Raw genomic sequence first — 16907 nt, forward strand, 5'->3', positions numbered from 1 at the left:
GGGCGAGCATCCGCATCGGGAGCGACCGGAGCCGCGGGGCCCAGAAGCCGCCGACCCAGAAGCCGCCGTGCCTAGGTGTCGCGCTCGACGGGGCCGGCGTCGTCGCGGGCGTCGTGCTCGCCGCCTGCGGGGTAGTCGGTGCGCTCCGGGCGCGCCCGCAGCAGCAGGATGCTTGCGACGAGCCCGCCCCACACGATGAGGACGGCGCCGATCAGGAAGACGATCGCGGTGGGGGTCATCGGGTGCTCGCTTCCGGGGTCGAGGGCAACTGGGCGGGCGACGGCCATGGCGCGAGGTCATCGGGCGAGCGCCGCCACGGGATCGCCGACAGCACGACCGCGGCGACGACGATGAACAGCAGCGAGCCCCATCCGACGATCGTGAGGTACTCGCTCGGATACCCCTCGTAGCCCCCCGTCACGAGCGCCACCACGCGAGTGACGAGCATGTACGCCAGGACGGCGGGGGCGAGGACACCCACGAGGATCGTCCACGCGCGCCCGACCGCGAAGGTCGAGACCGCCGACAGGTGCCCGCGCAGCTCGGCACCGCGGCGAAGGACGCCGATCACGAGCACCGTCATCAGCACCGCTGAGGCGACGATGCCGATGTTGTTGACGTAGTGGTCGACGGTGTCGAGCGCGATCAGTCCGCTCGTGGTCGAGAAGAGCAGCACGGAGAGCACCGCCGAGATGCCGCCGATCGTCGCCGCTGCGCCGCGAGGACTCACACCGAGCTTCTCCTGGAACCCGGCGGAGACGACCTGCAGCACCGACAGCAAGGATGTGAAGCCCGCCATCACGAGAGAGCCGAAGAACAGCGCGCCGAAGATCGGGCCCCCCGGCATCTCCGAGACGATCGCCGGGAAGGTGATGAACGACAGTGCGACGCCCGTGAGCCCTTCGAGGTCGCCGACCGCGACGCCCTGCTGCACGGCGAAGAACCCGAGGGTCGCAAAGACTCCGATGCCCGCGAGGATCTCGAACGACGAGTTCGCGAACGCCACCACGAGCGCGGGCGCCGTCAGGTTCGAGCGGCGGCGTCGGTAGGAGGAGTAGGTGATCATGATGCCGAACGCGATCGACAGCGAGAAGAAGATCTGGCTGTAGGCGGCGATCCACACATCGGGGTTCGCGAGCGCGGCGAAGTCGGGGGTGAAGAGGGCGTTGAGGCCCTCGGCGGCGCCGTCGAGGAAGAGTGCGCGGATCACGAGCGCCAGGAACCCGACCAGCAACAGCGGCAGGAAGATGACGTTCGCGCGCTGGATGCCCTTCGCGACCCCGAGGCCGAGGACCACGATCGTCGCGATCCAAACGACGGCGAGCGGGATGAGGACGCCAGGCACGAAGTCGAGGCTGAGCCCCGGGTCGGAGACGCGCAGGTAGTCGCCGACGAAGAAGCCGGCGGGGTCATCCCCCCACCGCAGGTCGAACGAGAACACGAAGTAGCTGAGCGCCCACGCGATCACGACCGTGTAGTACAGGCCGATCACGAAGGCGATCGCGACCTGGAACCACCCGAGCCCCTCCATGAGGCGGCCGGCGCGCGCCCCGCCGAGGCGGCGCAGCGCGGTCGGCGCGGAACCGCGGAACCGGTGCCCGATCGCGTAGTCGAGGAGCAGGATGGGGATGCCCGCCGTCAGCAGGGCGACGATGTACGGGATCAGGAACGCGCCGCCACCGTTCTCGTACGCCACGCCCGGGAAGCGCCAGATGTTGCCGAGGCCGACGGCCGAGCCGATCGCGGCGAGGATGAAGCCGACTTGGCCGGTGAAGAGCTCGCGAGGCGGGGAAACAGGGGAATTCGGGCGGGATGCGGTCATGTCGCGTTGTCCTCCTCGTCGCGGGGCGCGCAGCGGCGGCGCCGGCCTTCTCCGGGCCCTGGCACGCTACCAGTGCCCGAATGGGGGGCAGTATCGACCTTTCCGCACAAGCCCCTTTGGCGTACCCTGATCGCAGGGGGAATCACGATGGGGATCATGATTTCGGGCGCTTCGTTGCGCTCGCAGACCGCGCTTGCGGCCACAGTTCTCGCAGGGCTACTGATCGGCTCTTTGCCGGCGACGGCGGCTGGCGCGACGAGTGCGGTAGCGAGCGATCCATCGGCTCAGCCGATCGAGGCGTTCTCGCCGCTCGAGCCGGCGCAGGAGGCGGACGGGCGCGTCGACTCGCTCATCGTCCGCGTCGGGCCGTCGTCCGCGCGCGGCACGGCGCTGGAGGCGCTCGGGCGCGCGCCCGGTCTCGCCGGATCAGGGCAGGACCTTGGGTTCGGCACGCGGGTCGTACCGCTCAGAGGGGAGCTAACCGTGGCCGACGCTCGGAAGCTCGCCGCGGACCTCGTCGCCGGCGGGCGCGCCGAGGCAGCCGAACCGAATCTGCCTCTCGTGCGCGTCACCGAGCCGGCGGCGACCGCGACGGTGTCGACCGTGCAGTCGGGCGCGCCGTGGGGCCTCGACCGCGTCGACCAGCGCCAGCTGCCCCTCAACGGCCAGTACGCGTACAGCCACGACGGCACGGGCGTGACCGTCTACGTCGTCGACACCGGGGTCCTGGCCTCGCACCAGGAGTTCGGCGGTCGGGCCAGCATGGGTTACTCGGCGTACGCGGATGTCTGCTCGAGCAGCGATCCGGACGGCCACGGCACTCACGTCGCGGGAACCATCGCCGGAGCGCAGTACGGAGTCGCCAAGAAGGCGTCCGTCATCGGAGTCCGCGTCTTCACCTGTACCGGGGCGGGGAACTCGGACGCACTCATCCAGGGCCTCAATTGGGTTGCGGCGCATCACCAGGCGGGCACTCCAGCCGTGGCCAATCTCAGCCTCGGCGTTCAGGGGACGAGCTCGGCCGTCGACATGGCCGTTCAGCAGCTCATCGCCGACGGCGTCACGGTCGTCGTCGCCTCCGGTAATACGAAGACCGACTCGTGCCTCACGAGCCCTGGGCGTGTCGCCGCAGCGATCACGGTGAACGCGCTCACTGCCTCCGACGCGAGGGCGTCCTTCTCGAACTTCGGCTCGTGCTCCGACCTCTACGCCCCGGGTGAGAGCATCATGTCGGCGCACAACACATCGACGACGTCCGCCGTGCTCATGAGCGGGACATCGATGGCGACCCCGCACGTGGCAGGCGCGGTCGCCCTCGCCCTGCACGCGAACCCCGCGCTGAGCCCGTCGTCGGTCCACGACCTCTTGGTCTCCCGAGGGACGCCGGCAGATCCTCACCCTGGCTCGCACGTGGACGCGAAGCGGATCCTCTTCGTCGGTTCCGACGCTGCGATGCCGGCCGCCAGGGGATTCACGGGGCTGTCTCCGGCGCGTTTGGCGGACACCCGGGCGGGTCTGCCAACGGTTGATGGATTGCAGTCGGGCTCGGGAATGCTCGGTCCGGGCGGCGTCCTGCGAGTTGCGGTGGCCGGTCGCGGGGGTGTCCCCGCATCTGGGGCGGGCGCGGTGTCGGTGAACGTCACGGTGACGCAGCCCAGCGTCGCCACGCACTTGACGGTGTTCCCGACGGGTGTCCCTGCTCCTAATGCGTCCAATGTGAATGCGTCGGCGGGCCAGACGATCGCCAATTCCGTTGTCGCGAAGGTGGCCGCGGATGGCTCGATCAGCATTCGGAACAATGCGGGGTGGGCGCACGTCGTGGTGGATGTCAGCGGGTGGTTCCCCGCGACGGAGAGTTTTACGGCGCTGTCTCCTGCGCGTCTGGCGGACACACGGGCTGGGCTGCCGACCGTGGATGGGTCGCAGTCGGGTTCGGGAATGGTGGGTCCGGGCGGCGTCCTGCGAGTGGTGGTCGCTGGTCGCGGGGGCGTCCCCGCGTCCGGGGTCGGAGCGGTCGCGGTGAATGTGACGGTGACGCAGCCCAGCGTCGCCACGCACTTGACGGTGTTCCCGACGGGTGTCCCTGCTCCTAATGCGTCCAATGTGAATGCGTCGGCGGGCCAGACGATCGCCAATTCCGTTGTCGCGAAGGTGGCCGCGGATGGCTCGATCAGCATTCGGAACAATGCGGGGTGGGCGCACGTCGTGGTGGATGTCAGCGGGTGGTTCCCCGCGACGGAGAGTTTTACGGCGCTGTCTCCTGCGCGTCTGGCGGACACACGGGCTGGGCTGCCGACCGTGGATGGGTCGCAGTCGGGTTCGGGAATGGTGGGTCCGGGCGGCGTCCTGCGAGTGGTGGTCGCTGGTCGCGGGGGCGTCCCCGCGTCCGGGGTCGGAGCGGTCGCGGTGAATGTGACGGTGACGCAGCCCAGCGTCGCCACGCACTTGACGGTGTTCCCGACGGGTGTCCCTGCTCCTAATGCGTCCAATGTGAATGCGTCGGCGGGCCAGACGATCGCCAATTCCGTTGTCGCGAAGGTGGCCGCGGATGGCTCGATCAGCATTCGGAACAATGCGGGATGGGCGCACGTCGTTGTCGACGTCAGCGGGTGGTTCCCCACTAACTGACCCGTGGGGAGCAGAATCGACACGTGCCCAAAATTGATCGAGTCGGCGTCGGCCGTGGACCCTTCGGCGTCGAGTGGCGCGACTCGTGCCCGTCGACGAACTCCGAGCTCGTCCGGCGTGCCGCGGAGCTGCCTGACTTCGCCGTGCTCGCGACCGACGACCAGACGGCGGGCCGCGGACGCCTCGATCGCGTGTGGAGCGCGCCGCCGGGCGCATCCCTCGCGATCTCGGTCTTCATCCGACTTGACGCCGCCCCTGCCGACCCGCAGGGGCTCGGCTGGCTGCCGCTTCTCGCCGGTGTCGCCATGACGCGCGCGGTCCGCGAGCTCGGCGCGGAATGCGCAGGGCTCAAGTGGCCCAACGACGTCCTCGTGCGCGGCCGGAAGATCTCGGGGGTGCTGACCGAGCTCACCGCCCACGGCGTCGTCATCGGATCGGGCCTCAACACCCGGATGACGGAGGAGCAGCTGCCAGTGCCCACGGCGACCTCCCTCGCGATCGAGGGCATCGTCGACGTCGAGACGGATGCCCTCCTCGCCGACCGCGTGCTCGCCGCGTACCTCGGCGCTCTCCGCGATCTCGTCGCCCAGTGGCGCGAGGCTCCGACAGGGGCGGCGCTCCGTCCCATCGTCGTGCCCGTGCTCGACACCCTCGGCGCGGCGGTGCGGGTCGATCAGCCGGGCCTCGCACCGCTCCGCGGGGTCGCCGAGGGGCTCGACGACGACGGCCGGCTGCTCGTCCGCTCCGGCGAGGGCTCATCGCCGGTCGTCGCCGTGTCGGCTGGCGACGTGACGCACCTGCGCTATGAATAGGGCATGACCGGGGAGCCCCGAGAACCCGAGCGCGTGATCGTGCTGCTGCGCGCGCACGCGCGGTGCCTGGTCGTCCCCGTCCTCGTGGTTACCGCGGTAAGCGGGGCCGCCGTGTACGGCGCCGCTGTGCTCGAGGAGACGTGGCTCCGCATCGCCGTCGCGGCGGGCGGTGCCCTCGCGATCATCCTGCTCGGCCTCGTGCCGTACGTCCGGTGGCTCGCGAGCCACGTGCTCATCACCACGCGCCGCATCGTCGTGCGGCGGGGTCTCGGAGTGCGCATGCGCCAGGAGGTGCTGCACAGCAGGAGTTACGACGTGTCCCTCCGCCAGTCGGGGCTTCAGCGCCTCTTCGGCTCGGGAGACATTCTGCTGAACACGGGCCTGGATCGCCCGGTCGTCCTGCGCGATCTGCCGCGCGCCGCCCTCGTGCAGGAGGCGCTCTCAGACCTCATGCAGCAGAGCAGGAGCGCGGTCGCCGAGGCCCGCAGGCAGACCGGAGCGACGCCGCTCGCGGATTGACGTCGGCTCGCGCCGTTCTCAGCCGACGCGCGACGGGGTTCGTGCGCCCCGTCGAGGATGGAAGACCCACCAGCGGTACAGGGCGAACCGGAAGAGGCTCCCGAGACCCAGCCCGATGACGTTCGAGGCGATGTTGTCGGCCAGCAGGCTCGTGAAGCCGAGCACCTCGCGCGAGATCACGAGGCAGCCGACGGCGATGAGCAGCCCGCCGAGGCTCACGATCGCGAACTCCATCGCCTCGCGCCCCGCCGGGCGGCGGCGGCGCAGCCGGAAGCTCCAGTAGCGGCTGCCGACCCAGTTGACGGCGATCGCGACCGAGGTCGAGACGATCTTCGCGATGATCGGCCCATCGGCGATCACCTCGGGCGCGAGCACGGTCACCCTCAGCAGGTTGAACAGCGCGATGTCGACCACGAGCCCGACGAGCCCGACCGCGCCGAAGCGTGCGAACTGGGCGAGCAGGTGGGGCATGCGGCCTCCGGGGTGCACCACAATGGATCCGAAGCCCCCAATCTAGAGGAGGAGCCCGCATGCCCGTCATCGGCGTCATCGGCGGAGGACAGCTCGCGCGCATGATGATCCCCGCGGCCGTCGCACTCGGCATCGAGATCCGGGTGCTCGCCGAGGCGAGCGACTCCTCCGCCCGGCTCGCCGCCACGGCCGTCGGCGACTATCGGGATGCCCGCACCGTCCTCGACTTCGCGAACGGCTGCGACGCCATCACCTTCGATCACGAGCACGTGCCGCAGGAGGTGCTGAGGGCGCTCGTGGCCGCCGGCGCGGCCGTGCGGCCCGGCCCCGATGCCCTCCTGTACGCGCAGGACAAGCTGCTCATGCGCGAGCGCCTCGGCGCGCTCGGCGTGCCGATGCCCGACTGGGCGCGCGTCGAGTCCCGCGGCGACCTGGCCGCCTTCCTCGCCGATCACGGCGGACGCGCGGTGGTGAAGACGCCGCGCGGCGGCTACGACGGCAAGGGGGTGCGCGTCGTCGGCGCCGCCGACGGCGCCGACGACTGGCTCGCCGACGGCCCAGTCCTCGTCGAGGAGCTCGTGAGCTTCCGGCGCGAGCTCGCCCAGCTCGCCGCGCGCCGCCCGAGCGGCGAGGTCCGCCTGTGGCCTCTCGTCGAGACGGTCCAGCGCGGGGGAGTCTGCGCCGAGGTCATCGCCCCCGCGCCGCACGCGGGCGATGCCGCCGAGCGAGCGGCCGCCGAGATCGCCACGACCGTCGCGAACGGCCTCGGGGTGACGGGCGTACTGGCGGTCGAGCTCTTCCACGCATCGGACGGTCGTGTGCTCGTCAACGAGCTCGCGATGCGGCCGCACAATTCCGGGCACTTCTCGATCGACGGCTCGATCACGAGCCAGTTCGAGCAGCACCTTCGCGCCGTCCTCGACTGGCCCCTCGGCGACACCTCGCCGCTCGCCGACTGGAGCGTCATGATCAACGTCTTCGGCGCCCTCCCCTCCGAGCGCATCGCTTCCGCCCTCGGCCACCAGCCGAGCGCCAAGGTGCACGCCTACGGCAAGGGTCCGCGCGCCGGACGCAAGGCGGGTCACGTCACGGCGATCGGCGACGATCTCGACGACGTCGCCTATCGCGCGCGCGCCGCGGCCGCCCACTTCGACGTCTGAGGCCTACCATGACTTCCGTGCCCGAACCCCTCATCGCCGTCGTCATGGGCTCCGACTCCGACTGGAGCGTCATGCAGTCGGCTGTCGAGGCTCTTGACGAGTTCGGCATCCCCTGCGAGGTCGAGGTGCTGAGCGCCCACCGCACTCCCGACGCGATGATCGCGTATGGCCGCGCGGCCGCTGGGAGGGGCATCCGCACCATCATCGCCGGCGCGGGCGGCGCCGCCCACCTCCCCGGCATGATCGCCTCCGTCACGACGCTGCCCGTCATCGGCGTTCCCGTGCCCTTGAAGACCCTCGATGGGCTCGACTCGCTGCTCAGCATCGTGCAGATGCCCGCGGGCATCCCCGTCGCGACCGTGTCGATCGGCGGCGGGCGCAATGCGGGCATCCTCGCAGCGCGCATCATCGGGGCGACGGACGCCGTGGTCGCCGAGAAGCTGGCGGCCTTCGCGACCGGCCTCGAGCACGCCGTCGCCGCCAAGAACGAGGCGCTCAAGACCGCGGTCGCCTCTCGCGAGCGGTGAGCCTCACCTCGCCCCTGCGGCATCCCGACACCCGCCAGCCGGAGCTCATGACCACGCGCGCCTGGTGGCTGCTCGGGCTCAATCTGCTGATCCCCGGCTCGGCGCAGCTGCTTGCGGGCGATCGGAGATGGGGGCGGTTCGCGGTAGGAGCGACGTTCGTGCTGTGGGGGGTCGTGCTCATCGCGGTCGCGCTGTTCCTGCTCGCGCGGCCGGTCGCCCTGACGATCGCGACCAACACGATCGTGCTGTGGGTCGCCCAGCTCGGTCTCATCTTCTACGCCGTGCTGTGGCTCGCGACTACGCTCAACGCACTCACCTTCGCGCGGATCGTCCGAACGAGCTCACGAGCACGCGCCCCGCTTGCGGGCTTCGTGGTGCTGACGCTCCTCATCGGCGTCGGGGGAGCGGGCTGGACCGCCTGGGCGACCGGCATCGGCCGCAGCACGCTCGGCAGCGTCTTCGCCGACGGTTTCATCGACGCCCCCATCGATGGGCGGTACACGATCCTGCTGCTGGGCGGAGACGCAGGAGCCGATCGGTTCGGCCTGCGTCCTGACAGCATCAGCCTCGCGAGCGTGGACGCCGGATCCGGCGCGGTGACGATGATCGGCATTCCCCGCAATCTCTACAACGCTCCGTTCGCCGACGACTCGCCCCTCTGGGAGCAGTGGCCGAACGGCTACGACTGCGGCGACGACTGCCTCGTGAGCTACCTCTACACGTGGGCCGAGGAGCACCCGGAGCTGTTCCCCGCCGCCGAGCACGATGGGAGCACCGCGGGCATGGAGGCGATGAAGGACGCCGTGGAGGGGGTCACGGGACTTCCCGTACAGTACGCCGTCCTCATCGACATGCATGGGTTCGCGCAGCTGATCGACGCGCTCGGCGGAGTCGTCGTCGACGCGGAGGCGATGGACCTCGGAATCAACGGCGGGCCGGTGGTCGGTCGGATCGAGGCAGGCGAGCAGAGCATGGACGGCGCCACGGCGCTCTGGTACGCGCGCAACCGTTACAACCTGACCGACTACGACCGCATGGCGCATCAACGCCAGATCCAGGAGGCGATCCTCCGGCAGGTCGAGCCTGCGACGGTGCTCACCCGTTTCGAGTCGATCGCCGACGCAGGGACTCAGGTCGTCCGCACTGACATCCCCCAGTCGATGCTCGGCGTGCTCAGCGACCTCGCCGCGAAAGCGCGGGAGCTTCCCATCGCGAATGTCGAGCTCACTCCTCCGACGATCGACAACGTGGAGCCCGACTACGAGCTCGCGCACTCGATGATCGCCGAGGCGCTCGCGCCGGACGACGAGGGTTGATCACCCCGGTCAGAGGTCGGCGTGAAGCTGCCAGGTCTTCTCCGCGGCATCCCGCCAGGTGAAGGCGCGTGCGCGATCGTGGCCTCGGATCGCGAGGTCCTCGGCGAGCAGCGGCTCCTCGATAACTCGCCTGATCGCTTCGGCGATCCGGCGCGGATAACCGGCGTAGTCGTCCCGGTCGACGACGATCCCAGCGTCGGCAGCTAGCTCGACAAGCGCTGGCGCGTCCGAGTGTATTACCGGTGTGCCGAGGCTCATTGCCTCGAGCACCGGGAGGGCGAAACCCTCGGCCAGGCTCGGAACCACGACGGCGCTCGCGCGGTCGTAGGCGACGGCGAGGTCGGGGTCGTGGACCGTGCCGAGGGTGAGGACCTGCTCGGGCGCGAGTCGAGCAGCCGAGCGCACCGCCTCGATACCGAGATCGGCACTGTTCGTCGGGCCCGCGAGCACCAGCGGGATGTTCAAAGCGGTCGGATCGGCGAGCGCCCAGAGGAGTTCGCTGATGCCTTTCCGCGCCTCGAACGGGCCGACTGCCAGAACGTACCGAGGCGGGAGGCCGAGCCGCTCCGCCCGCTCATCGGCATCCCCCGGCACAACGAGCGTGCTGCTCACCGCGCCCGCGATGACTCGGATTCGATCGCCCAGGTCGAGCGCGGCGCCGAGCTGCTCAGCGACGGCATGCGTCGGAACGACAACCGCGTCGGCATAGCGCTCCGCCCGCCTGGCCATGGCCCGAGCCCACGACACGCTGCTCGGCGAGAGAGTCTCCGGGTGAGTCCACGGGACGGCGTCGTGGACAGTCACCACAATCTGCTCTCCGGGGGAATTCACCCGGTCATGACGGCGGAGCGGCGCGAACAGGCTCGGTGCGTGAACCATCCCGGCGCCGGGCAGGCGCGTGAAGCCGTGCTGCCAGGCCGCACGAAGCTGCCGGCGGTCGAGGGCGCTCTTGAACAGTCGGGACAGACCGGGTAGCTCCGCCTCGATCCGCGCGTACTCAGCTTCGGGAGATGAAGGGACGATTCCCATCACGTCGCATCCGCGCGGAGCGGTGGAAGTGAGCTGCCGGGTCAACTCGAGGGCGTAGCGGCCTACCCCGGAGGGCGCTTCATTCCCGACCTGGTCGAGGATGACGCGAAGCGTCGTCGTGGACATCCGCCGCTCCTCACCTTCCCATGGGGGCTAGGGGAACCCCGCGCCGACCATATCAGCGCGAAGCGTTTACCCCCGAATGGGGGGAGATGGTTCACGTTCTAGACTCTCTGTCATGCAGATCCGAGAACTGTCCGTAGCCGGCTCCTTCGAGGTCACGCCCCGTCAATTCCCCGATGCTCGAGGCTTGTTCTGGGAGTGGTACCGCTTCGATGCACTCGCCGAGGCGGTGGGGCATCCGCTCGATCTGCGTCAAGGAAACGGATCCGTGTCCAATCGCGGCGTCGTCCGCGGCATCCATTTCGCCGACGTCCCGCCCAGCCAGGCGAAGTACGTGACCGTAACGTCGGGCGCGGTCATCGACTACATCATCGACATCCGGGTCGGATCCCCGACTTTCGGGAAGTGGGAAGCGGTGCGGCTCGACACGATCGATCGTCGAGCCGTGTACATCGGCGAGGGGCTGGGGCACGCCTTCATGGCACTCGAAGACGGCACGACGGTGACCTACCTCGTGAGCGAGGTCTTCAACCCGACGGCGGAGCACGGCGTCACCCCGTTGGACCCGACGATCGCGCTGGAGTTCCCCGGCGAAGCGGGTGAGCCCCTCCTATCGCCGAAGGACCTCGAGGCCCCCACGCTGCTCGACGCCGAGGCGGCCGGTTTGCTACCTGCCTGGGAAGGCGCACGCGCCTACACCGCGGCGCTCGACGACCGGTGGGACGCTCGCGACTGATCAGCGACGCCCGACGGCACGGGCCATGATGGCGGCTCGAACCGAGAGGCCGATGGAGAGCACAGCGCGCACCGGCCAGAGGTACCACGCGCGGTACTTCCGGTGCAAGAAGCGTTTCGCGCTGTCGTGATGCGCGCGCGTCATGCGCGCCGACTCGGCCCCCGTAGAGTGAGCTCCCGTGTGCAGGGCCCGGGCATCCGGTTCGTAGACATTCCGATAGCCGGCCCGACTGAGCCGATGACCGAGGTCGACGTCCTCGAAGTACATGAAGTACCCATCGTCGAACCCTCCGATCGCCTCGAAGGCGGCCCGTCGGACGAGAAAGCAGGAGCCGCTCAGCCAGCCGACATCTCGACGTTCTCCGGAGACTGCCGCGCCGTCACGGTATGCCGCCGTCCACGGGTTTGACTTCCAGATGTAGGCGAAGAGCGCGTGCCCGATGCCGGTTCGCAGGGACGGGATCGCTCGCGCCGACGGGTAGATCGTTCCATCGAGGTTCTCGACCGCGGGGCCCACAGCGCCGATCCCCGGGTCGGCTTCAGCGGTCGCGATCAGGCGAGCGATCGATCCGAGCCGGAAAACGACATCGGGGTTGCTGATGACGATCCAGGAGAGGTCGGGGGTCAGCTCAGCGGCGGCGGCGTTCACTGCGCCGCCGTAGCCGAGGTTCTCCGGAAGCGGCAGGTATGTCGCGCCGTGCTCCTCGGCGAGCGCGGGAGCGTGAGAGCCGTCACCCGGCCGGTTGTCAGCAATGATCGTCGCGAACGGCTCGCCGATCGCATCAGGGAGCGAGCGCAGGAACCCCGGCAGAACGTGATTCGAGCGGTAGACGACGGTGATGACGCCGACGCGCGGGGGCTGGTCGGTCGCATCCGTGGTCATGGTGATGCCATCGTACTGGCGAGCGCTCCTAGGCTGAGGGCGTGACCTCCGCCTCGAACCCTGCGCCTCCCGTCGCCGACGTGTCGGTGGCTATGTGCACCCACAACGGCGCGCGCTTCGTCGTCGCGCAGATCGAGAGCATCCTCTGGCAGGTGCCGCGACCCCGCGAGATCGTGGTCGGCGATGACGCCTCGACCGATGCCACGTTGGCCATCGTTCGAGCGGCGGTCGACGAGAGCAACCGTCTCCACGTCGGGTCGCCGGTGTCGCTCGTGGTGCTCGAGCGGTCCCAGCCGCTCGGAGTCGTCCGCAACTTTGAGGAGACCCTCGGCGCCTGCACGTCGTCGCTCGTCGCGCTGAGCGACCAGGACGACCTCTGGCCCGAGGGCCGCCTGGCCCGCCTGCTTCCCCTGTTCGACGACCCTTCCGTCTCGCTTGTTCACACGGATGCTCGACTCGTCGATGCGCACGGCTCCGACCTGGGCACACGCCTGCTCGCGGCGCTCGAGGCGAGCGACGACGAGCTCGAGGCGCTCGAGCGCGGTGCCGGATTCCCCGTCCTGCTGAGGCGGAACCTCGTCACTGGCGCCACAGTACTGCTGCGGAAGGATCTCGCCGATCGGGCTATGCCCTTCCCCGAGTCGTGGGTGCACGACGAGTGGCTTGCCATGATGGCGGCGGTCGAGGGCGGTCTGCGCCTGTTGCGCGAGCCATGGCTCGACTATCGCCAGCACGGCGGCAATGCGATCGGGGCGAGCGAGGTGACCTGGGGTCGTCGGTGGGAGCGCTTGAGGGAGCCGCGAGACGAGCGCGCACCGCGACTCGTGGCGCGCGCATCGGCGCTCGTCGAGAGGCTGACGATGACCCGACCGGAGAGCCGCGAGCTCTCGGACGCCCGCGGCAAACTGGCGCATGAACGCCACCGTGCGGGCCTGTCGTCCTGGCAGCTGCTGCGGCTGCCCGGCATCGCGGCTGGTGTGATCTCGGGCCGATACCGGCGCTACAACCGCGGCGCGATCGACATTCTTCGCGACCTCGTGCAGCCCGCTACGCGATCGCGCCCGCGCTCCACGCGGCCCTGAGCGACTCGCGCCAGTCAGGCAGGGGAGCGAGCCCCACCTTCTCCCACGAGCCGTGTCCCAGCACTGAATAAGCCGGGCGCGGCGCGGGGCGGATGAACGACGCCGAGTCGGTGGGCGTGATACGCGCGGGGTCGAGTCCAGCCTCGTCGAACACCGCCTGCGCGAAGCCGAACCAGGTCGTCTCACCTGACGACGTGCCGTGGAAGATCCCCGTGCGCGCACCGGAGTCGACGAGTCGCACGATCTGCTCGGCGAGGTCGTGGGTCCACGTGGGCTGGCCCCGCTGGTCGTCCACGACGGAGAGCGTGTCGCGATCTCCCGCGAGGCGCAGCATCGTCGACGCGAAATTCGGACCGTGCTCGCCATAGAGCCACGCCGTGCGGACGATCAGAGAGTCGTCGGGCAGGATCTGCCGGACAAGTCTTTCGCCCTCCGCCTTGGTGCGGCCGTACGCGGAGACGGGCGCGAGAGGGGCATCCTCGGAGTACGGCGTCGAGGCGGACCCGTCGAACACGTAATCGGTCGACACCTGGACGAGCAGAGCGCCATGCTGGGCGGCGGCGCTGGCGAGCGACGCTGCACCGAGGGCGTTCACTCGTCGGGCGTCGTCCTCGTGGGTCTCCGCGTCGTCCACCTTGGTGTACGCGGCGGCATTGATGACGACATCGTGACCGGCGACCGCCGCGAGAGCAGCAGCCCCATCCGCGATGTCGAGCTCGGTCCGGGAGAGGGCGGTGACATCGCGGCCGACGAGGGCGGCCTCGAGATCGCGGCCCAGCATCCCGGAGGCGCCGGTGATCAGGAAGCGCGTCATGGCCTCACTGCCCCTGGGCAGCGTATCGGGCCTCGGTGGCGTCCTTCTGCGGCGCCCACCACGACTCGTTGTCGCGGTACCAGTCGATCGTGGCCGCGAGACCGGAATCGAAGTCGGCATACTGAGGGGTCCAACCGAGCTCGGACCGCAGCTTCGACGAGTCGATGGCGTAGCGCAGGTCGTGGCCCGGGCGATCCTTGACGTGGTCGTAGGCGTCGGAGGGCTGCCCGAGGTGGGTCAGGATGAGCTCGACGACCTGCTTGTTGTTCTTCTCGCCGTCGGCGCCGATGAGATAGGTCTCGCCGATCGCGCCCTTCTCGAGAATCGTCATGACCGCCGACGAGTGATCGTTGGCGTGGATCCAGTCGCGCACGTTCTCACCCGCACCGTATAGCTTCGGGCGTTCGCCGCGCAGCACGTTGGTGATCTGTCGGGGGATGAACTTCTCGACGTGCTGGTACGGGCCGTAGTTGTTCGAGCAGTTGGAGATGGTGGCCTGAACGCCGAACGACCGCACCCACGCACGGACGAGCAGGTCGCTCGCGGCCTTCGTCGACGAGTACGGGCTCGACGGGTTGTAGGGAGTCGACTCGGTGAAGCGCTCGGGGTCGTCGAGCTCCAGGTCGCCGTACACCTCGTCGGTCGAGATGTGGTGGTATCGCACCCCGTGACGGCGCACGGCCTCAAGGAGAGTGAAGGTTCCGATCACATTTGTGTCGAGGAACGGGCGGGGATCATCGAGTGAGTTGTCGTTGTGGCTCTCAGCGGCATAGTGCACGACAGCGTCCGCGCCGGCGACGAGCTCGTCCACGAGGCCCGCGTCACAGATGTCGCCCTTGACGAATGAGCAACGTTCGGCGGGGAGACCCTCCAGCGACGCCATGTTGCCGGCATAGGTCAGCTTGTCCAGCACGACGACCGAGTGGTCGGTCTTCTCCATGAGGTAGTGGACGTAGTTGCTGCCGATGAATCCGGCGCCGCCGGTGACGATGACCTTCACGAATACTCCTCATTCCTCGCGGCGTCGCTCGGAGGACGCCCCCGGAAGTCTACTGAGCCGCCAGCGTTGATAGAGTTTCGGGTGGCCCAGGACGGGCCGGGCGCGTCAGCGCGAGGTGGAGAAGGAGGGCATCGCCGTGAAGGGCATCATCCTTGCAGGAGGCTCGGGCAGCCGCCTCTGGCCGATCACCAAAGGCATCTCGAAGCAACTCATGCCGATTTACGACAAGCCGATGGTCTACTACCCTCTCTCGACCTTGATGATGGCAGATATCCGAGAGATCCTGATCATCACCACCCCCGAGTACAACGAACAGTTTCAAGCTCTGCTTGGTGACGGGAGCGCCCTCGGCATCACCCTCGAGTACGCGGTGCAAGCGTCTCCAGACGGCCTGGCTCAGGCGTTCCTCATCGGCGAGGATTTCATCGGAGATGACAGCGTTGCACTAGTGCTTGGCGACAACATCTTTCACGGGACAGGACTCGGCTCGTCGCTCAGGAAGAACACCGCGATAGACGGCGGCCTCATCTTCGCGTATCAGGTCGCCGAGCCGAGCGCGTACGGCGTCGTTGAGTTCGATAACGAGGGTCGGGCGATCTCGATCGAGGAGAAGCCGTCAGAGCCGAAGAGCTCATTTGCGATTCCCGGTCTCTATTTCTACGACAACAGCGTTGTTGAGATCGCAAAATCTATCGAACCCAGCGCCCGCGGGGAGCTTGAGATTTCCAGCGTGAACGAACGCTATCTCACTGACGGCCGGCTGCAGGTGCATGTGCTCGATCGCGGCACAGCGTGGCTCGACACCGGCACGTTCGAGTCGATGATGCAGGCGTCCGAGTACGTCCGTGTAATCGAAGACCGACAGGGCTTCAAGATCGGGTGCATCGAGGAGATCGCCTGGCGCGCCGGGTGGATTAACGACGATCAACTCGCGGCCCTGGCGGATCCTCTGATGAAGAGCGGCTACGGAATCTACCTGAAATCAGTTCCAAGCAAGGCGCCGCGCGGTGATGCGTGATCACGTCGACCGCGGGTGAAGCCGAGCCAGCGTCGGTAGGTGCAGCCCCATGGATCAGCGCTGAGTCGTACTGGGTGCCTGAGTACGTCGTCGATTCGGCTTGGTTGGGCCACGCGCCATTCGCGGCCTGGTTGTTGAGCCAGCTGCGCCCGCGAGTTGCGCTCGAGCTCGGAACCCATCAAGGGTTCTCGTACTTCGCGATGTGCGAGTTCGCCGAACGACTTCATCTGAGAACGAACTTCTACGCCGTCGACACGTGGCGGGGGGATGAGCACGCCGGTTTCTACGAAGACGATGTTTATCGAGCCGTGTCGCGCTGGAACGAGCGCTACTCCGACAGGTCGTCGCTCCTTCGCATGACGTTCGATAAGGCGCGGACATTGGTCGAAGACAGATCGATCGATTTGCTGCATGTGGACGGTCGGCACCGATACGAGGACGTTGCGCACGACTTTAAGCAGTACGAAGGTGCGCTATCGGAGCGAGGTGTCGTGATCTTCCACGACATAGCCGAACGATCAGGGGACTTCGGTGTCTACCGATTCTGGCAAGAGATCGCGGAACGGTACCCTACCTTCGCGTTCACGCACTCACACGGCCTCGGTGTAGCACTGGTCGGTGACGATCAGCCGCCCGCCCTTCGATCGCTCTGTGAATCGGACCCCAGCCAGCGCGACGCAGTCCGCGCGAAGTATGACCAGCTGGGCCTTCGGGTCTCCGGGATACGTGACCTGCTGGTCCAAGCGGCAGCGAGCGCCGAGCTCGAACAACAGCTTCAAGTTCTCACCCAGAAAAGCGCGACGAGGATCGCGGAATTGTCAGATGAATTGGATGCCCTGAAGACATCGACAAGTTGGAAGCTAACCGCTCCCATACGCTGGGTCCGCTCTCGCGTGACGCGGCAACGTTCGGAAGGAACCAAGAATTGACCATTCGACGGCACGATGGAGGAGCCCCGCACGGCCTCC

The 16907-nt window shown here is 68.4% G+C and carries 17 protein-coding genes; 10 read left to right on the forward strand and 7 right to left on the reverse strand.

Annotated features, from left to right (window positions below; genetic code table 11):
• Positions 1 to 71: 71 nt before the first annotated feature.
• Both FHX53_RS12530 and FHX53_RS12535 read right to left on the reverse strand, forming a co-directional pair.
• On the reverse strand, positions 72 to 239 hold the full coding sequence (locus FHX53_RS12530) for a methionine/alanine import family NSS transporter small subunit (RefSeq protein ID WP_182491694.1): 168 nt from the start codon (positions 237 to 239) through the stop codon (positions 72 to 74).
• Complete coding sequence (locus tag FHX53_RS12535; protein WP_182491695.1) at positions 236 to 1822, reverse strand: sodium-dependent transporter; 1587 nt, start codon at positions 1820 to 1822, stop codon at positions 236 to 238. Before FHX53_RS12535 ends, FHX53_RS12530 begins: the two co-directional genes overlap by 4 nt.
• 156 nt (positions 1823 to 1978) lie before the next feature.
• On the opposite strand from FHX53_RS12535, the gene FHX53_RS12540 reads away from it, so the two are divergent.
• From FHX53_RS12540 to FHX53_RS12550, 3 genes are read left to right on the forward strand one after another with little or no spacing between them, the layout of a single operon-like run.
• Positions 1979 to 4450 (forward strand): S8 family peptidase, encoded by a 2472-nt coding sequence (locus FHX53_RS12540; protein WP_182491696.1) that lies wholly within the window; start codon positions 1979 to 1981, stop codon positions 4448 to 4450.
• Positions 4451 to 4473: 23 nt separating this feature from the next.
• Complete coding sequence (locus FHX53_RS12545; protein WP_343051013.1) at positions 4474 to 5262, forward strand: biotin--[acetyl-CoA-carboxylase] ligase; 789 nt, start codon at positions 4474 to 4476, stop codon at positions 5260 to 5262.
• 3 nt (positions 5263 to 5265) lie between these two features.
• Positions 5266 to 5781, forward strand: a complete 516-nt coding sequence (locus FHX53_RS12550) for a PH domain-containing protein (RefSeq protein WP_182491697.1) — start codon at positions 5266 to 5268, stop codon at positions 5779 to 5781.
• A gap of 18 nt (positions 5782 to 5799) precedes the next feature.
• Here the strand turns inward: FHX53_RS12550 and FHX53_RS12555 are convergent, their stop codons facing one another.
• On the reverse strand, positions 5800 to 6273 hold the full coding sequence (locus FHX53_RS12555) for a GtrA family protein (protein WP_343051015.1): 474 nt from the start codon (positions 6271 to 6273) through the stop codon (positions 5800 to 5802).
• Positions 6274 to 6311: 38 nt separating this feature from the next.
• On the opposite strand from FHX53_RS12555, the gene FHX53_RS12560 reads away from it, so the two are divergent.
• Genes FHX53_RS12560 through FHX53_RS12570 form a run of 3 tightly spaced genes read left to right on the forward strand, consistent with a single transcriptional unit; the run spans position 6312 to position 9255 of the window.
• Positions 6312 to 7412, forward strand: a complete 1101-nt coding sequence (locus tag FHX53_RS12560) for a 5-(carboxyamino)imidazole ribonucleotide synthase (protein ID WP_182491698.1) — start codon at positions 6312 to 6314, stop codon at positions 7410 to 7412.
• A gap of 8 nt (positions 7413 to 7420) precedes the next feature.
• A complete protein-coding gene (purE, locus tag FHX53_RS12565) occupies positions 7421 to 7939 on the forward strand; it encodes a 5-(carboxyamino)imidazole ribonucleotide mutase (protein WP_182491699.1) in 519 nt (172 codons plus the stop codon).
• On the forward strand, positions 7936 to 9255 hold the full coding sequence (locus FHX53_RS12570) for an LCP family glycopolymer transferase (protein WP_343051016.1): 1320 nt from the start codon (positions 7936 to 7938) through the stop codon (positions 9253 to 9255). Before purE ends, FHX53_RS12570 begins: the two co-directional genes overlap by 4 nt.
• Positions 9256 to 9264: 9 nt before the next feature.
• Here the strand turns inward: FHX53_RS12570 and FHX53_RS12575 are convergent, their stop codons facing one another.
• Positions 9265 to 10410, reverse strand: a complete 1146-nt coding sequence (locus FHX53_RS12575; protein ID WP_182491700.1) for a glycosyltransferase family 4 protein — start codon at positions 10408 to 10410, stop codon at positions 9265 to 9267.
• 112 nt (positions 10411 to 10522) lie between these two features.
• Between FHX53_RS12575 and FHX53_RS12580 the strand changes: the two genes are divergently transcribed.
• Positions 10523 to 11143, forward strand: coding sequence for a dTDP-4-dehydrorhamnose 3,5-epimerase family protein (locus FHX53_RS12580; RefSeq protein WP_182491701.1), 621 nt, complete (start codon positions 10523 to 10525; stop codon positions 11141 to 11143).
• Here the strand turns inward: FHX53_RS12580 and FHX53_RS12585 are convergent, their stop codons facing one another.
• Positions 11144 to 12025, reverse strand: coding sequence for a glycosyltransferase family 2 protein (locus tag FHX53_RS12585; RefSeq protein WP_182491702.1), 882 nt, complete (start codon positions 12023 to 12025; stop codon positions 11144 to 11146).
• 41 nt (positions 12026 to 12066) lie between these two features.
• Here FHX53_RS12585 and FHX53_RS12590 point away from each other — a divergent pair, with 41 nt between their 5' ends.
• Entirely contained in the window at positions 12067 to 13107 is a 1041-nt protein-coding gene (locus tag FHX53_RS12590) for a glycosyltransferase (RefSeq protein ID WP_182491703.1), read from the forward strand.
• Here FHX53_RS12590 and rfbD read toward each other — a convergent pair.
• Both rfbD and rfbB read right to left on the reverse strand, forming a co-directional pair.
• On the reverse strand, positions 13073 to 13921 hold the full coding sequence (gene rfbD / locus FHX53_RS12595) for a dTDP-4-dehydrorhamnose reductase (protein WP_182491704.1): 849 nt from the start codon (positions 13919 to 13921) through the stop codon (positions 13073 to 13075). The genes FHX53_RS12590 and rfbD overlap by 35 nt on opposite strands.
• Before the next feature lie 4 nt (positions 13922 to 13925).
• Positions 13926 to 14921, reverse strand: a complete 996-nt coding sequence (gene rfbB / locus FHX53_RS12600; RefSeq protein ID WP_182491705.1) for a dTDP-glucose 4,6-dehydratase — start codon at positions 14919 to 14921, stop codon at positions 13926 to 13928.
• Between the two features lie 136 nt (positions 14922 to 15057).
• Between rfbB and rfbA the strand changes: the two genes are divergently transcribed.
• Both rfbA and FHX53_RS12610 read left to right on the forward strand, forming a co-directional pair.
• Positions 15058 to 15939: a glucose-1-phosphate thymidylyltransferase RfbA gene (rfbA, locus tag FHX53_RS12605; RefSeq protein ID WP_182491706.1), complete on the forward strand. Its 882-nt coding sequence runs from the start codon at positions 15058 to 15060 to the stop codon at positions 15937 to 15939.
• 74 nt (positions 15940 to 16013) lie between these two features.
• The gene (locus FHX53_RS12610; RefSeq protein WP_182491707.1) at positions 16014 to 16868 is read left to right on the forward strand and encodes a class I SAM-dependent methyltransferase; all 855 of its coding nucleotides are present in this window, start codon (positions 16014 to 16016) and stop codon (positions 16866 to 16868) included.
• The last annotated feature ends 39 nt before the right edge of the window (positions 16869 to 16907 follow it).

It is taken from the genome of Microcella alkalica (assembly GCF_014137945.1).
Classification (GTDB): domain Bacteria; phylum Actinomycetota; class Actinomycetes; order Actinomycetales; family Microbacteriaceae; genus Microcella; species Microcella alkalica.

What these genes read in the sequence shown, in the direction of transcription:
- FHX53_RS12530 (WP_182491694.1), bottom strand. Translation starts at nt 239, where the DNA reads ATGACCCCCACCGCGATCGTCTTCCTGATCGGCGCCGTCCTCATCGTG.
- FHX53_RS12535 (WP_182491695.1), bottom strand. Translation starts at nt 1,822, where the DNA reads ATGACCGCATCCCGCCCGAATTCCCCTGTTTCCCCGCCTCGCGAGCTC.
- FHX53_RS12540 (WP_182491696.1), top strand. Translation starts at nt 1,979, where the DNA reads ATGATTTCGGGCGCTTCGTTGCGCTCGCAGACCGCGCTTGCGGCCACA.
- FHX53_RS12550 (WP_182491697.1), top strand. Translation starts at nt 5,266, where the DNA reads ATGACCGGGGAGCCCCGAGAACCCGAGCGCGTGATCGTGCTGCTGCGC.
- FHX53_RS12560 (WP_182491698.1), top strand. Translation starts at nt 6,312, where the DNA reads ATGCCCGTCATCGGCGTCATCGGCGGAGGACAGCTCGCGCGCATGATG.
- purE (WP_182491699.1), top strand. Translation starts at nt 7,421, where the DNA reads ATGACTTCCGTGCCCGAACCCCTCATCGCCGTCGTCATGGGCTCCGAC.
- FHX53_RS12575 (WP_182491700.1), bottom strand. Translation starts at nt 10,410, where the DNA reads ATGTCCACGACGACGCTTCGCGTCATCCTCGACCAGGTCGGGAATGAA.
- FHX53_RS12580 (WP_182491701.1), top strand. Translation starts at nt 10,523, where the DNA reads ATGCAGATCCGAGAACTGTCCGTAGCCGGCTCCTTCGAGGTCACGCCC.
- FHX53_RS12585 (WP_182491702.1), bottom strand. Translation starts at nt 12,025, where the DNA reads ATGACCACGGATGCGACCGACCAGCCCCCGCGCGTCGGCGTCATCACC.
- rfbD (WP_182491704.1), bottom strand. Translation starts at nt 13,921, where the DNA reads ATGACGCGCTTCCTGATCACCGGCGCCTCCGGGATGCTGGGCCGCGAT.